Source organism: Aeromonas sp. A600620, assembly GCF_029479985.1.
Classification (GTDB): domain Bacteria; phylum Pseudomonadota; class Gammaproteobacteria; order Enterobacterales; family Aeromonadaceae; genus Aeromonas; species Aeromonas veronii_A.
Genome location: NZ_JAAKXB010000026.1, coordinates 1 through 15,571, shown reverse-complemented (window position 1 = coordinate 15,571; position 15,571 = coordinate 1). Strand labels below are relative to the sequence as shown.

At 60.1% G+C, this 15,571-nt stretch carries 14 protein-coding genes; 9 read left to right on the top strand and 5 right to left on the bottom strand.

The features are described from left to right. The 3 genes from G5533_RS20290 to rluA form a co-directional block, all read left to right on the top strand. A partial coding sequence (locus tag G5533_RS20290) for a hypothetical protein (RefSeq protein ID WP_421236368.1) occupies positions 1-216 on the top strand: 216 nt, incomplete at its 5' end. 269 nt (positions 217-485) lie between these two features. Then, on the top strand, positions 486-3,353 hold the full coding sequence (rapA, locus tag G5533_RS20285; protein WP_421210242.1) for an RNA polymerase-associated protein RapA: 2,868 nt from the start codon (positions 486-488) through the stop codon (positions 3,351-3,353). Positions 3,354-3,468: 115 nt separating this feature from the next. Continuing rightward, positions 3,469-4,125: a bifunctional tRNA pseudouridine(32) synthase/23S rRNA pseudouridine(746) synthase RluA gene (gene rluA, locus G5533_RS20280; RefSeq protein WP_421210244.1), complete on the top strand. Its 657-nt coding sequence runs from the start codon at positions 3,469-3,471 to the stop codon at positions 4,123-4,125. A gap of 60 nt (positions 4,126-4,185) precedes the next feature. Here the strand turns inward: rluA and G5533_RS20275 are convergent, their stop codons facing one another. The 5 genes from G5533_RS20275 to treR form a co-directional block, all read right to left on the bottom strand. Then, the gene (locus G5533_RS20275; RefSeq protein WP_005336040.1) at positions 4,186-4,374 is read right to left on the bottom strand and encodes a hypothetical protein; all 189 of its coding nucleotides are present in this window, start codon (positions 4,372-4,374) and stop codon (positions 4,186-4,188) included. 120 nt (positions 4,375-4,494) lie between these two features. Further along, positions 4,495-5,094, bottom strand: coding sequence for a sugar O-acetyltransferase (locus G5533_RS20270; protein ID WP_139731101.1), 600 nt, complete (start codon positions 5,092-5,094; stop codon positions 4,495-4,497). 3 nt (positions 5,095-5,097) lie between these two features. Next, positions 5,098-6,759, bottom strand: a complete 1,662-nt coding sequence (gene treC, locus G5533_RS20265; protein ID WP_421353081.1) for an alpha,alpha-phosphotrehalase — start codon at positions 6,757-6,759, stop codon at positions 5,098-5,100. Between the two features lie 67 nt (positions 6,760-6,826). Beyond that, positions 6,827-8,257: a PTS trehalose transporter subunit IIBC gene (treB, locus tag G5533_RS20260; protein WP_270905460.1), complete on the bottom strand. Its 1,431-nt coding sequence runs from the start codon at positions 8,255-8,257 to the stop codon at positions 6,827-6,829. A 192-nt stretch (positions 8,258-8,449) separates the two neighbouring features. After that, positions 8,450-9,397, bottom strand: coding sequence for a trehalose operon repressor TreR (gene treR, locus G5533_RS20255; RefSeq protein ID WP_257688122.1), 948 nt, complete (start codon positions 9,395-9,397; stop codon positions 8,450-8,452). A 137-nt stretch (positions 9,398-9,534) separates the two neighbouring features. Between treR and G5533_RS20250 the strand changes: the two genes are divergently transcribed. The 6 genes from G5533_RS20250 to pbpG all read left to right on the top strand — a co-directional run bounded on the left by G5533_RS20250 (position 9,535) and on the right by pbpG (position 15,153). Beyond that, on the top strand, positions 9,535-10,485 hold the full coding sequence (locus G5533_RS20250; RefSeq protein ID WP_441255246.1) for an AEC family transporter: 951 nt from the start codon (positions 9,535-9,537) through the stop codon (positions 10,483-10,485). Positions 10,486-10,547: 62 nt separating this feature from the next. Beyond that, on the top strand, positions 10,548-10,742 hold the full coding sequence (locus G5533_RS20245) for a heavy-metal-associated domain-containing protein (RefSeq protein WP_441255245.1): 195 nt from the start codon (positions 10,548-10,550) through the stop codon (positions 10,740-10,742). 130 nt (positions 10,743-10,872) lie between these two features. Further along, positions 10,873-11,931 carry an L-asparaginase 2 gene (gene ansB, locus G5533_RS20240; RefSeq protein WP_005348754.1) on the top strand — a complete coding sequence of 353 codons (1,059 nt, stop codon included), beginning with the start codon at positions 10,873-10,875 and terminating at the stop codon, positions 11,929-11,931. A gap of 259 nt (positions 11,932-12,190) precedes the next feature. After that, the gene (locus G5533_RS20235) at positions 12,191-13,483 is read left to right on the top strand and encodes a hemolysin family protein (RefSeq protein WP_005336050.1); all 1,293 of its coding nucleotides are present in this window, start codon (positions 12,191-12,193) and stop codon (positions 13,481-13,483) included. An 18-nt stretch (positions 13,484-13,501) separates the two neighbouring features. Then, complete coding sequence (locus tag G5533_RS20230; RefSeq protein WP_005343012.1) at positions 13,502-14,167, top strand: DedA family protein; 666 nt, start codon at positions 13,502-13,504, stop codon at positions 14,165-14,167. A 158-nt stretch (positions 14,168-14,325) separates the two neighbouring features. Next, complete coding sequence (pbpG, locus tag G5533_RS20225; RefSeq protein WP_005343009.1) at positions 14,326-15,153, top strand: D-alanyl-D-alanine endopeptidase; 828 nt, start codon at positions 14,326-14,328, stop codon at positions 15,151-15,153. Positions 15,154-15,571 lie beyond the last annotated feature (418 nt).

The window sequence follows — 15,571 nt, the reverse complement described above, 5'->3', positions numbered from 1 at the left end:
GAAAATCAAAAATTGTTTTTGATGCTCGATGCTGTGAGTGCCCACACAGATTGCTTGATTCAAATTGTTAAAGAGCGACGCAACAGTGTGTTGCTGCGGGAATGGAATTCTACTCAACCGCCTTCTCGAGTCAAGCCTTATTTTCAAAGGCTTTTCGAGGTTACCGACTTGGCTTTCTGCGTTGCCGCTTGCCCTGTCGATGGAGGCGCATTATAGGGATCTGGATCACGCTTGCAAGGGCCTTTTCGAATTAAATTCGCATTTTTGGTTCAACCGTTCACTAATCACCCAAAAAGCGCATTTATCCTGCAATAACACACCCGTTTGGCGAGATCGCTATCCTCTAGATGGCGTAGCGGCGGGAGCAGATCAAGGTTGTGGCGATTTGGTCTCTCTACATCTATATGCATGGTGATCGAGGTCACGCCTTCGGGTAACATAGCGCCCCTTTGCGATTCACACACTCTTGGGCTTTGGAGAGTTTAATGCCTTTTGCACTTGGCCAGCGTTGGATTAGTGATACAGAGACGGATCTGGGGTTGGGGACTGTCGTTGCTGTTGAAGGACGCATGGTTACCCTGTTGTTTCCGGCTACCGGTGAAAACCGCATGTATGCCAAAGAAGAGGCGCCGGTCACCCGGGTCAGCTTCAATGTGGGCGATCAGATCACCAGTCACGAAGACTGGACCATGACGGTCGAAGAAGTGCAGGAGAAAGACGGCCTGCTTATATATGTAGGTGTGCGCACCGACAATGATGAGCCCGTTGCCCTCAAAGAAGTGTTTCTCAACAACTTTATCAAGTTCAACAAGCCGCAGGATCGCCTGTTCGCCGGTCAGATCGATCGGATGTCCCGCTTCACCCTGCGCTACGAGGCGCTGGTGAACCAGCACCAACGTCGTCGCAACCCGACTCGTGGTCTCGCCGGTGGCCGGGTCAGCCTGATCCCACACCAGCTCTATATCGCCCATGAAGTGGGTCACCGCTACGCTCCGCGCGTACTGCTGGCCGATGAGGTAGGTCTGGGCAAAACCATCGAAGCGGGCATGGTCATTCATCAGCAACTGCTCTCCGGCCGTGCCCATCGCGTACTCATTCTGCTGCCCGAAACTTTGCAGCACCAATGGCTGGTCGAAATGCTGCGCCGCTTCAACCTGCACTTCTCCCTGTTTGACGAGGAGCGCTGCATCGAGGCGTTTGCTGATGCGGAGAACCCCTTCGAGACCGAACAGCTGGTGATCTGCAGCCTCGACTTCCTGCGCAAGAAGCGTCGTCGCTTCGAGCAGGTGCTGGAAGCCGAGTGGGATCTGCTGGTTGTCGACGAAGCCCACCATCTGGAGTGGAGTGAAGAGGCGCCGAGCCGTGCCTATGAGATGGTGGAAGCCCTGGCCGAACAGGTGCCGGGCGTACTGCTGCTGACCGCAACCCCGGATCAGCTGGGCCACCAGAGCCACTTTGCCCGTCTGCGCCTGCTCGACCCGGAGCGTTTCTACGACTATGAGGCTTTCCTCGCCGAGGAGCAGGCCTATGGTCAGGTCGCCAGCGCAGCGCAGGAGCTGCTGGATGGCGAGACCCTGAGCGATGAAGCCAGACAGATCCTCGCCAGCCAGCTGGAAGGGCTAGACTTGAGCGATGCCGCCGCCCGCCAGCAGGCGGTCGCCAAGCTGCTGGACCAGCATGGCACCGGCCGGGTGCTGTTCCGCAACAGCCGCGCCAATATTCAGGGCTTCCCCGAGCGTCACCTCAACGTCTACCCCATGCCGCTGCCGGAGCAGTACAAGACTGCCATCAAGGTGATGGGCATGATGGGTGGCAACGGTGGCGATCTGCAGACCCGCGCCCTGCGCTACCTCTATCCCGAGAAGATCTTCCAGCAGTTCGAAGGCGACAACGCCACCTGGACCCAGTTCGACCCACGCGTTGAATGGTTGCTGGAGCTGCTGCTCTCTGCCCGTCAGCAGAAGGTGCTGGTGATCTGCTCCGAAGCAGCGACCGCCATCGCGCTGGAAGAGGCGCTGCGCACCCGTGAAGGGATCCGTGGTGCCGTGTTCCACGAAGGGATGTCGATCCTTGAGCGGGACAAGGCCTCCGCCTATTTCGCCCAGCAAGAGGGTGGCGCCCAGGTGCTGCTCTGCTCCGAGATCGGCTCAGAGGGTCGCAACTTCCAGTTTGCCAGCCATCTGGTGCTGTTCGATCTGCCTCTCAACCCGGATCTGCTGGAACAGCGTATCGGCCGACTGGATCGCATCGGTCAGCAGAATACCGTCGAAATCCATGTTCCCTATCTGGAGGGTACCTCCCAGCGCGCCCTGCAGCTCTGGTATCACGATGGCCTCGATGCGTTCGAGCAGACCTGCCCGACCGCTCGCCCGGTATTCGAAGCTGTACGTGAAGAGCTGTTCGAGCTGCTGGCCGCCAACACCGGCGATCAGGCAGCCCTCGACGCCCTGCTGGTCAAGACCCGCGAACTGCACGAGCCGCTCAAGGCTCGACTGGAGCAGGGCCGCGATCGCCTGCTGGAGATCCACTCCAGCGGTGGCGCCGCCGCTCAGCAACTGGTCGACAAGCTGGCCGCCGAAGATGATGACACCGGCATGATCTCCTTCGCCCTCAAGATGTTCGACGAGATCGGCGTCAATCAGGATGACCGTGGCGAGAACGCGCTGGTGCTGACCCCCGGGGATCACATGCTGGTCTCCAGCTTCCCGGGCTTGCCGCAAGATGGCATGACCATCACCTTCGATCGCAACACTGCCCTGTCGCGGGATGACATGGCGCTGCTCTCCTGGGATCACCCCATGATGCGCGGCGGTATCGACCTGATCCTGGGCTCCGAGATCGGTGCCACCTCGGTCGCACTGCTCAAGAACAAGGCACTGCCCATCGGCTCCATCCTGCTTGAGCTGATCTTCGTTGCCGAGTCTGCGGCCCATCCCCAGCTCTACCGCTTCATGCCGCCGACGCCGATCCGTCTGCTGATGGACAAGAACGGCCAGAATCTGGGTGAGAAAGTGGCGTTCGATGCCTTCAACCGCCAGCTGACTCCGGTCAATCGCCACCTCGGCAGCAAGCTGGTGACTGCATCCCAACCGGTGATCCACGGTCTGATCGGCAAGGGCCAGGCCATTGCCGAAGAGCTGAAAGCCGGGATTGTCGACAAGGCCCGCACCCAGATGGCGCAGACCCTGCAGCAGGATCTGGATCGTCTGGAAGCGCTCAAGGCAGTCAACCCGAACGTGCGCGACAGCGAACTGGATTATCTGCGCAATCTGCAGGCAGAATTGCACCACCTGATCGATCAGACCCAACTCAAGCTGGATGCCATCCGCTTTATCGTGGTCACCCATAACTGACAAGGTACCGACCGACAGCGGCCAGACCCAGCTCAAACTGGATACCCAAGGCCGCTTTGTCGTGGTTACCCATAACTGATGGGGGCTTGCCCCCACCTTCTGATGCGAGACATTTATGTTTGAATACTCACCGCCTCTGGAACCCTGGCTCGATATCCTGTTCAAGGACAAGGACATCATGGTGGTCAACAAGCCCACTGGCCTGCTAAGCGTCCCCGGGCGCGGCCCCGAGAATGAAGACAGCGTCCTGCATCGGGTGAAACAGCAGCACCCCAAGGCGGCGGCAGCTCATCGCCTCGACATGTCCACCACAGGCATCATTGTCATTCCCCTCAATCCCAACTCTCATCGGGAGCTGAGTCGGCAATTTCGCGAGCGGGAGACCGAGAAGCACTACCTCGCCTGGGTATGGGGTGAGCCGGAAGCAGAGTCGGGACAGGTTGACCTGCCGCTCTGCGTCGACTGGCCCAACCGCCCGAAGCAGAAGGTGGATCACGAGGAGGGGCGTCACGCCCTGACCCTGTGGGAAAAACTGAAAGTGGAGAGCGGCAACAGCCTGATCAAGCTGACTCCCATCACAGGTCGCTCGCACCAGTTGCGCGTCCATATGCTGGAGCTGGGGCATCCGATCCTGGGTGACAACCTCTACGCCCATCCGGATGCGCTGGCGGCTGCCCCCCATCTCTACCTGCATGCGGCCATGCTGACCATCAGCCACCCCCGCAGCGGGGAACGGATGACCTTCGAGGCGCCGGCTCCTTTCCCGGTCTGATCCCGCAAATCGCAGAGATAAAAAAGCCCCCATCGCGAGATGGGGGCTTTTTCATTAGGGTCAGACGCGAATATCGATCTTGCTTCCCAAAGAAGCGCTGGCCGATGTCGGTGCAACCGGCGCTGATTGCGCTGCGTTTTGCAGCAGCTTCAGCGCAGCTTCGCCCTCTTGGGTCTGCTGTTTCTTGGCCAGACTGGCCGTCATCAGAGCAGAACCAAACGACGCATTTGCAGAACTTGATATATCCATAGGGTTCCTCCTGCATTCAACAGTATCGGCCAAGCGGCCCCGAACATAAGCACTGAATGCAAAACAATCTGACAGTTGCTTTTCTATCAATCAGATAGCACTAGCATTCATGGCCCCTGTTCACCGCTGGATGACGCCTTCAAGCTCCTGTGCCGTCATCGGCCGAAGCACCTTGCAAGGGTTGCCAGCCGCCACCACGTTGGCTGGCACATCTTTGGTCACCACCGAACCGGCACCGATGACGCTGTTGTCACCAATGGTTACGCCTGGGCAGATAACAGTGCTGCCGCCAATCCAGACGTTGTGACCGATCCGCACCTGCTTGCCGAACTCGACACCCCTGATGCGCGGCGCCACCGCCACCGGGTGAGCGGCGGTGTAGATCTGCACCCCGGGCGCCAGCAGCACGTTGTCGCCGATGTGTACCTCGCAGACGTCGAGGATGGTGCAGCCTACGTTGGCGTAGAAGTTCTCGCCGACGAAGATGTTGGCACCATAGTCGCAGAAGAATGGTGGATTGATGGCACACTCCTGGCCGCGGCCACCGAGCAGTTCGTGCAGCAAAGCATCCCGCGCTGGTTTCTCCTGCCAGCTGGTGTTGAAGGTGTGATAGAGCCGGCGGCAGCGCTCGCGCGCCGCTTTGAGCTCAGGGTCAGCCGCATCATAAGGCTCCCCCGCCACCATCTTCTGCCACTCGGTACCGCGCACCACCTTCTCCATTACCTACTCCATCAGCCAGATCAGGGATTCATAAGGGCGCAGCATACCCGATTGCAGTCGGGCCGGGCTATCCGGGTAGTTGCCGAGCAGCAGCCGACCTTGCCCGCTTTGCAGCTCGGCAGGCAAGGCAAACTCAACCGGCTCGCCGTAGAAGTTGCTCACCACCAGCAGGGTCTGACCGTTGGCGCGGCGGGCATAGGCCCAGATCTGCGGGTGCCCGGTCAGCAGCTCCTGATAATCCCCCTGGGTGAAGATGGGGTGCGCCTTGCGCAGGGCGATAAGATCCCGATAGTGCCAGAACACCGAGTGCTGGTCGGCCAGCGCCGCCTCGGCATTGATCTCGGAATAGTTGGCGGCTGGCTTGAGCCAGGGTGTCCCGTTGGTGAAACCGGCGTTGGCCGCAGCGCTCCACTGCATCGGGGTGCGCGAGTTGTCGCGGGACTTGGCACCGAGAATGGCGAGGATCTCGGCCTCGCTCATCCCTTCGGCCTGCTTGATGGCAAAGATGTTGCGGCTCTCCACATCCTGATAGTCATCGATGCGCTGATAGCCGGGGTTGGTCATGCCGATCTCCTCCCCCTGATAGATGTAGGGGGTGCCCTGCAAACCGTGCAGCGTGCTGGCCAGCATCTTGGCGGCCACAACCCGATGCTCGCCCTCGTCACCGAAGCGGGAGACGATGCGCGGCTGATCGTGGTTGCACCAGAACAGCGCCGACCACCCCTTGCCGTGCATGCCACTCTGCCAGTGGTTGAAGATGCGCTTGAGTTCGATGAAATCGAACGGAGCCTTGGTCCACTTGTCGCCGTTGGGGTAATCCACCTTGAGGTGATGGAAGTTGAACACCATGGAGAGCTCGGAGCCATCGAGGGCGCCATAGCGCTGACAGTGCTCCAGTGAAGTAGAGGACATCTCCCCCACCGTCATGGCGCCGACAGGAGCAAACACGTCGCGGCTCACGTCCTGCAAAAATTCGTGGATGCGCGGCCCGTCGGTGTAGAAGCGGCGGCCATCGCCAATCTCGTCGTTCGGGAACGCCTGATCCTTGGAGATAAGGTTGATAACGTCGAGGCGGAACCCATCCACCCCCTTCTTGGCCCAGAAGTGGATGATATTTTTCACCTCGGCACGCACCGCCGGATTTTCCCAGTTGAGATCCGCCTGCTCGCGGGCAAACAGGTGCAGGTAGTACTGACCGGTGGCAGAGTCCAGCTCCCAGGCGCTGCCGCCAAACTTGGATTGCCAGTTGTTGGGCACGCAGCCATCCACCGGATCGCGCCAGATGTAGTAGTCGCGGTAGGGGCTGTTTTTATCCCCCAGCGCCGACTTGAACCAGGCGTGCTCGGTGGAGGTGTGGTTGACCACGATATCCATCACGATGCGGATGTCGCGCGCGTGGGCGGCGGTCAGCAGCGCCTCGAAATCAGCCATGGTGCCGTAGGCGGGGTCGATGGCGTAGTAGTCGGCGATGTCGTAGCCGTTGTCCACCTGCGGCGAGACGTAGACCGGGGTCAGCCAGAGGGCATCGACCCCCAGCGTCTTGAGGTAATCGAGGCGGGCCATGATCCCCTTGAGATCGCCGGTGCCACGGGCAGCGGAATCCTGAAAGCTCTTGGGATAGATCTGGTAAATCACGGCGCTCTGCCACCAGGGTGTTTGGCTCATGGCTCTTTCTCTTGTCACAAATTGAAAAGGGAGAGGGCGACCCGCAAGGTCGCCCGGACAATCAGATTCAGGCGCTGGCTTCGGCCAGCTTGCCGGCCGCTTGCTGGCGCTTGTAGACCAGCAGAGTCAGCACCACCGGTACCACGATGGCGACCAGCATGGCGAGGGAGTAAACGGCCCAGTATTGCGGCTGGATGGAGAGGATGCCCGGCAGGCCGCCTACCCCGATGCCGTTGGCCATCACCCCGGCGAAACCGCAGATGAGGGCTGCAAGGCTGGAGCCCACCATGGCGCACAGCATGGGGAACTTGTACTTGAGGTTGATACCGTACATCGCCGGTTCGGTCACCCCGAGATAGGCGGAGATGGCGGCAGGCACCGAAATCTCCCGCTCGTTCTCCTTGCGGCTAATCAGAATGATGCCAACGACCGCAGACGCCTGAGCGATGTTGGAGAGGGCGATAAGCGGCCAAATCGGGGTGCCACCCATGCTCTGCATCAGTTGCAGATCCACCGCGTTGGTGGTGTGGTGGATGCCGGTGATGACCAGCGGCGCGTAGAGGAATCCGAACAGGGCGGCACCGATAGGGGCGAAGGAGCCGGTCATGGCCGCCTTGGCAGCGAAGCCGACGCCATCACCAATCCAACGGCCGAACGGGCCGATAAAGGCGTGAGCCACGATCACCGCCAGCAGCAGCGAGACAAACGGCACAATCACCAGATAGAGGTAAGCCGGAATGATCCGCTTGAGGTTGGTCTCAACCCAGGCGAGGAAGACACCCGCCAGCAGCGCCGGAATGACCTGTGCCTGATAGCCCACCTTCTGGATCACGAACAGGCCGAAGTCCCACACCTCGGGAGTCTGCTGACCAATGCCGTAGGCGTTCATCAACTGCGGTGACACCAGCGTCACCCCCAGCACAATACCCAAGATCTCGGAGCCGCCCATCTTCTTCACTGCAGACCAGCAGACACCGACCGGCAGGAAGTGGAAGATCGCCTCGCCCAGCAGCCAGAGGAAGGCGTGCACCTGAGACCAGAACTGGCTGATCTCGGTGAGGGTGTGAGTACCATCGTCGAACATCTTGATGTCGCCGATGACGTTGCGAAAGCCCAGGATCAGACCGCCGGTGATGATGGCGGGCAGCAGCGGAACGAAGATCTCCGCCAGATGGGAAATGCCCCGCTCCAGCGGGTTCATGTTCTGGCGGGCCGCCTGCTTGGCGGTCTCCTTGCTGCCGCCGCTGACGCCGAGCTGCTCGGTCAGCGCCTTGTACCACTGCTCTACCTCGTTACCGATCACCACCTGGAATTGACCGCCCTGGGTGAAGCTTCCCTTCACCGCCGGGATGGTTTCGATAGCCTTGCTGTCGGCCTTGGCCGGATCGTTCAGGACGAAGCGCAACCGGGTCAGGCAGTGGCTGACGGTGGCGATGTTCTCCTTGCCGCCGATCTTGTCGATCAGGGTGGCAAGCTGCTGTGCGTTGATCTTGGACATGGGTCTTCCCTCTGTGACGCCATTGAATAGTGGTCTGTATCGCCCTTTTGAGCCAGTCTGTCGGCCGGAGCGTTTTTGGTATCGTTCCCATTTAGCATGCCGACAATCTGGCCAGATCGAAATGGGAACGTTCCCAATTCGTGGCCAGCGTCACAAAAAGCACACTTTTTGTTCAGTCGGAAGTGATGGGGCTCACAGGGTTCGGCAGGGGGCGATAGTCACCAGCGGAGGCTGATCCTGCTCAATCTGGCCGAGCAGCTGACGCGCCGCCTGCTCCCCCGCCCCTTTGTAACCAAGATCGAGACTGAGGGCGTTGGGGAAGAGGAAACTGAGCATGGGGTTGTTGCCAAGACCGGTCACCAGCACCTCACTACGCCCTTGTTCTTGCAGGTATTTTGCCGCACCAATGGCGAGGGTGTCGCTGGCGCAGACCAGCGCCTGGGTGGAGGGGGTAAGCAGCTCGGCCGCCAGCCGGTAGCCGCTCTGCAGGCTGAGATCGCCGAGGGCGCTGCGCGGGCGCAACCCCTGCTCTGCGCAGTAAGCGAGATAGGCGTCTAGGCGGCGCTGGCCTGTGGTGAGATCCGAGGCATCCACCCCCAGATAGGCGATATCGCGGGCGCCACGGCTTGCCAGCTGCGCCAGCATGGTGCGCACCGCACCGGCGTCGTCAAAACAGACCGAGGAGAAACCGGGATATTCACGGGCGACCAGCACCAGCTTCTCTTTCAGCGGCGCCATGGCGGCATAGTCCAAGTCATTGAAGGCGAACAGGATAATGCCATCCACCCCGCGCCGCTCCAGCACCGCCAGATGCTCCTGTACCTTGGCGGGGGAGAACTTGCTCTCCATCAGCACAGCATCGTAGCCGCGCTGATAGAGGGTCTCCAGCATGCCGCGCACCGCCTGATTCTCCGAGCTGGAGTCGAGCCGCGAGACGATGATCCCCACCACCTGCTGGCTCTGGCTGCGCATGGCCCGCGCCGATTTGCTCGGCACGAAGCTATGTTCGGCGATGATCTGCTCCACCCGCTCGCGGGTCTCCTGCTTCACCTTGGGATCCTGATTGAGCACCCGGGAGACGGTCGACTTGCCGACGCCACTCAGTCTGGCGATATCGAGGATGGTCAGTTTCTTGTCCATGAATTGGCTCACAGGAGGCTAGGCGGTGGAATTGCCCACATTGTTGTGATTAACCCCTGTGAATACAAGCCCATGGCGTTAGAATGCCCTTTTTGCCCCGCCGTCAGGGTGTGTGGGCACAGCACAGGATGCCCATCATGGATCTGCTGGCCAGTCTGCTCTTCTCCCTCTCCATCACAGGGCCCATCTGCGTGGTGCTGCTGCTCGGCATCTTGCTCAAGCGGTTGGGGCTGCTGCCGGATCCCTTTACCGAATCCGCCTCGCGGCTGGTGTTTCAGGTCACCCTGCCCGCTCTGCTCTTTCTCAGTATTCTGGGTACCAACTTCGCCACTATGCCGAGCCTCTGGTTTATTGGCTATGGCCTGCTCGCCACCGTTATCAGCTATCTGGTGCTGGAGCTGCTGGCCGGACGTTTTATCGGGGAGCAGCGGCTGCGCGGCATCTTCGTGCAGGGGAGCTTTCGCGGCAACAGCGCCATTATCGGGCTCGCCTATGTGCAGAACGCTTACGGCCACGAGGGGTTGGGTGCGGCGGCCTTCTATGTCGGCGCGGTGACCGTGCTCTACAACATTCTCGCGGTGATCACCCTCACCCGCAGTCTCGGCGGTGCCACCGGCATTCGCCCCATCCTGCTCGGCATCATCAAGAATCCGCTGATCATCGCTATTGTGGCGGCGCTTCCGTTTACCCTGCTCGGTATCAAGATGCCGCAACTGCTGCTCACCACCGGCAGCTACTTCGCCAACATGACGTTGCCGCTGGCGCTGCTCTGCACCGGTGCCTCTCTCAGCCTCGACGCCCTGCGCGGTGGGGCAGCCATTGCGGGCTGGGCCAGCATCATGCGGCTCTGTCTCATTCCGGCTGCGTTCACTCTTGGGGCTGCCCTGCTCGGCTTCAGCCATCTGGAGCTGGGTATTCTGTTTCTCATCAGCGCCACTCCGACTGCCGCCGCCAGCTATGTGATGACCCGCGCCATGGGGGGCGACAGCGTGCTGGCCGCAAACATCATCGCCACCACCACCCTCGGCTCACTGCTCACCACTAGTCTGGGGACAACTCTGATGAACTATCTGGGTCTTATGTACTGACGGCTTGACCTTGCCGGAGGCGGCAGCTTTAGGCTGGCGCTCATCAACAGAGGAGATATCCCATGACCATCGAACTCACCGTGTCCGGCATGTCCTGTGGTGGCTGCGCCGACAGTCTGCAAAAAGCGCTGCTGGCCCAGCCTGCGGTCACCACCGCAACCGTCGATTTCGCCAGCAGCAAGGCCGTTATCGAGAGCGATCTGAGCAAGGCCGAGCTGATCGCCCTGATCGAAGCCAAGGGTTTCTCTGCGAGTTAAATTATCTCCATAGAGGTATAAAACAGGTTAAAAATCTGTACTCACCTGTCTTTTGGTGAGTTTTATCACAGACCCGGGTTATTAAACGGGCAAACTTGCTGCGATTATTCCAACCACAAGGATTTGCAGCATGACCCTACCGATCCGCAAGACCCTGCTCGCCGCCGTCGTCGGCCTGACCCTCTCCCCCATGGCAATGGCCCTGCCCAACGTCCATATTCTGGCAACCGGCGGCACCATCGCCGGGGCAGGCCAATCTGCCACCCAGTCCAACTACGAGGCAGGCAAGGTGGCCATCGAAACCCTGATCGCCGCGGTGCCCGAGATGAAAAACGTGGCCGATGTGCAGGGAGAGCAGGTGGTGAAGATCGGCTCCCAGGACATGAACGACGAGGTGTGGCTCAAGCTGGCCAAGCGGGTCAACGAGCTGCTGGCCAAGGATGACGTGGATGGCATCGTCATTACCCACGGCACCGACACCATGGAAGAGACCGCCTACTTCCTCAATCTGACCGTCAAGAGCGACAAACCGGTGGTACTGGTTGGCGCCATGCGACCCTCCACCGCCATGAGTGCTGATGGCCCGCTCAACCTCTACAACGCCGTGGTGACCGCCTCCGACCCCGCCTCCAAGGGCCGTGGCGTCATGGTGGCGATGAACGACACAGTGCTGGATGCCCGCGACGTCACCAAGACCAACACCACCGGGGTGCAGACCTTTGCCTCCCCCAACTTTGGCCCACTGGGTTACATCCACAACGGCAAGATCGACTATCAGCGCAGCCCGGCCCGCCTGCACACCAGCAAGACGCCGTTTGACGTGAGCAAGCTCGACAAGCTGCCGCAAGTGGGCATCGTCTACAGCTACGCCAACGCCACCGACTTGCCGGCCAAGGCGATGGTGGATGCCAAGTTCGACGGCATCGTCAGCGCCGGGGTGGGCAACGGCAACCTCTACCACACCCTGTTCGACACCCTGGCCAAGGCGAGCAAGGATGGCATCCGCGTCGTACGCTCCGCCCGCGTGCCGACCGGCGCCACCACCCTGGATGCCGAGATAGATGATGCCAAGTACGGCTTCGTGGCCTCCGGCACTCTCAACCCGCAGAAGGCGCGGGTGCTGCTGATGCTCTCCCTGACCCAGAGCAAGGATCCGGCCCAGATCCAGCGCTGGTTCCAGCAATTCTGATAAGGGTTGTCTGAACCATGACAAGCAAGGGCGGGACTTCCCGCCCTTTTCCATCCAGCCATGCCACTTCGCCAAGCACCCGCCTCACCCATTACGTCGTTTGGCGAGGCAATCCTTCCCTTTTCCGGCCATCTTTTTCAGCCATCGCAAAGCGCGGTCATCAAATTAGCGAGCCGGATCACCCGCTTTCACAAGCGCATCGCCGCCAAATTCATTACACTGCCAGCGATCTTATCCACTCAAGGAGTGCTGTTGCTGTATGGAAATATTGATCCTGCTGGGATTGATTTTGCTTAATGGCGTCTTCGCCATGTCAGAAATCGCCATCGTCACCGCACGCAAGGCTCGCCTCGGCAAGCTTGCCTCCGAAGGCAACCGCTCCGCCGCCATTGCCCTCAAACTGGGCGAAGACCCGACCCATTTTCTCTCTGCCGTCCAGATCGGCATTACCAGCATAGGTCTGCTCAACGGTATCTACGGCGAATCCCTGCTAGCCCAACCCTTCTCCCTCTGGTTGCAGGAGTGGGGGCTCCCGGCCAAGAGCAGTGGCCTGATCGCCACCATCATCGTGGTGGTGGTGGTTACTTACCTCTCCATCGTGGTGGGGGAGCTGGTGCCCAAGCGCCTCGGCCAGCTCAATGCCGAGCGCATCGCCTGTCTGGTGGCCCGCCCCATGCACTGGCTCGCCACCCTGACCCGCCCCTTCGTCTGGCTGCTGTCGGCCTCTACCAATGCCAGCCTGCGGCTGCTGCGGGTCAACCAGAACGGCAGCGCCAACGTTACCGAGGAGGAGATCCACGCCATGCTGGTGGAGGGCTCTGAAGCCGGGGTGATCGAGGATCATGAACACACCATGCTGCGCAACGTCTTCCGTCTCGACGAGCGCAGCCTCTCCTCCCTGATGGTGCCGCGCAGCGATATCCGCTATCTGGATCTGGCGCTGCCGCTGGAGACCAACCTGCAGCGGCTGGTGGAGTATCGCCACAGCTATTTTCCGGTCTGCGACGGCAACCTGTCAGAATTGGTGGGTATCATCAATGTCAGCAAGGTGCTGCACGCCTATATCAAGGGGGAGCCCATCGATCTGGCTGCCCTGACCCAGGAGGGCAGCCTGCTGCCCGAGACCCTCAACGGCGTCGAGCTGCTCAACCACTTCCGCACCCACAGCGAACAGATGGCGCTGGTGGTTGACGAATATGGCGAGTTGCAGGGACTGGTCACCCAGCAGGATCTGCTGGAGGCGCTGGCGGGGGATTTCCAGCAGGAGGATGGCGAGGACAACTGGGCATTCCGGCGCGCCGACGGCAGCTGGCTGCTCGACGGCCTCATTCCGCTGCCCGAGTTGAAGGACTGTCTGGAGCTGGTTCGTCTGCCAGAAGAAGAAAAACATCACTATCACACCCTCGGAGGGCTTATCATGCTGCTCCTTGGTCGTGTTCCACAAACCGGAGACCTGGTGACACTGGAACAGTGGCAACTGGAAATTGTTGACATGGATGGCCTGCGCATCGACAAGGTGCTCGCCATGCCCTTGACCGATCAACCCAGCTAACCTGCGGAGTTTGCAAGTATGGAGCAGTTTTACCAACTGGCTCACGCCTTTATGAATCACGATCTGAACACACTTTCCGATCCCAAGATGGCCTTCATGATCTGTGGTGTGATTCTGACGTTTCTGGTACTGGAAAACGGATTCATCCCTACCGCCTTTCTGCCAGGTGACAGCCTGCTGATCCTCACCGGCGTACTCATCTATCAGGATGTGTTGTCTCTCGGGGTGATCCCGCTGTTGATCATGGCTACCTTTGTCGGCACCTGGCTCGGTTACATGCAGGGGCGCTTCCTTGGCCACACCCAGCTCTACCATCGGCTGATGTCCCACGTGGAAGAGCGACACCAGCAGAAGGTCTACCACCTGCTGGACAAGTACGGGATCATCACCCTGATCACCGCGCGCTATATCGCCTTCGTGCGCACCGCCTACCCCTATATAGTGGGTGCCACCGAACTGCCGCAGGGGCGCTTCCTCATCGTCAATCTGATCAGCTCCATCATGTGGATCTGCCCGCTGGTCGGGTTTGGCTACTACCTGAGCCACACCAAGTTGGCAGCCGAATACCAGACCCAGTTCTTCAATATCATCATCTATCTGCCGGTGGCCCTGCTGGTGGGTGGCATGGTGGCGCTGGTCTGGCGCTGGATCAGCAAACGCAGGGCTGCGCAGCCGCGGGATTGACCCTCGCCCAACGCCCGACCCGAAAGCCCTCGCCAGAGGGCTTTTTTGATCGCCAATTTTGCGCAAATAACAGAAATAGTCCCGCTCGGCCCTTGTAAAGCCGGGGTAAAAATGAGTGAATCTAGCGCCTTTTTTTGGATGGGAACGGAGTCGGTTGTATGTGGTGTCGGATTCGCGCAGCAGCGCTGGTTGTCGGGTTGATGGGAATACTGGGATTGCCTGCGGTCAGCGCGGCCCCCAACCCTGCCAAACTGGAAGTACGCTCGAGCAGCGCCCTGGTCGTGGATGTAAAAACGGGCAAGACGCTCTACCAGAAGAATGCCACCAAGGTGCGTCCCATCGCCTCCCTCACCAAGCTGATGACAGCGCTGGTGGTGCTGGATGCCAAGCAGAATCTCAACCAGACCATTACGGTCGACAAGAACGATCTGGATCGGGTCAAACACACTCATTCCCGCATCCGCATGGGCACCAAGGTGACCCGCCGCGACGCCCTGCATCTGGCGCTGATGTCCTCCGAAAACCGGATGGCCTCGGCACTGGCGCGTCACTATCCGGGCGGCCGCAGCGCCTTCGTGCGAGCCATGAACAACAAGGCCAGACAGCTGGGTATGCGTAATACCCACTTCTACGACTCCACCGGCCTCTCCACCCGCAACGTCTCCACCGCCCAGGATCTGGGCAAGCTGGCTGCCGCCGCCTATCGCCAGCCGCTGATCCGTCAGTTCACTCAGGATGAGAACCGGGAGATGCGCTTCAGCGCCCCCGCCTACAGCCTGATGTTCAACAACACCAACCCGCTGGTGAAAAACCCGGATTGGGACGTGCGCCTCTCCAAGACCGGCTTCACTGACGAAGCGGGTCGCTGTCTGGTGATGCGCGCCAAACCGGACAGCCGCGAGCTTGCCATCGTGCTACTCAACTCGGTGGGCAAACGCACCCCCATCGGCGATGCCAACCGCATTCGCAAATGGTTGAAAAGCTGAGTAAATATCTCGACACAAAAGGATGCTGCGGCATCCTTTTTTATTGCCTGCAGAACGCTTCCGCAGGCCTTGCAGGATGTTGATGAGCGAACCCTTAGTGATGTCTGCGCGGCATCTGCCGTTGCAACGGCAGGCATACAGCGCGCCTATAGATGAGGCAAAGGGTAGTGAGGCGGTGCAACGATCAGAAGAACTGTGCGCAATCACAGAAAGGGGAAGAAATGAGGACAAGAACAGCCAGGTAAACGGGCGATCCCCCCGCAACAGCGCACGGGGATCCGCACCAAAGAGTTAAATGTCGCCCATAAAAAAACAGCCTCGACCGAAGTCGAGGCTGTCTGTATGGTGCGCCCGAGAGGATTCGAACCTCTGACCACCTGGTTCGTAGCCAGGTACTCTATCCAGCTGAGCTACGGGC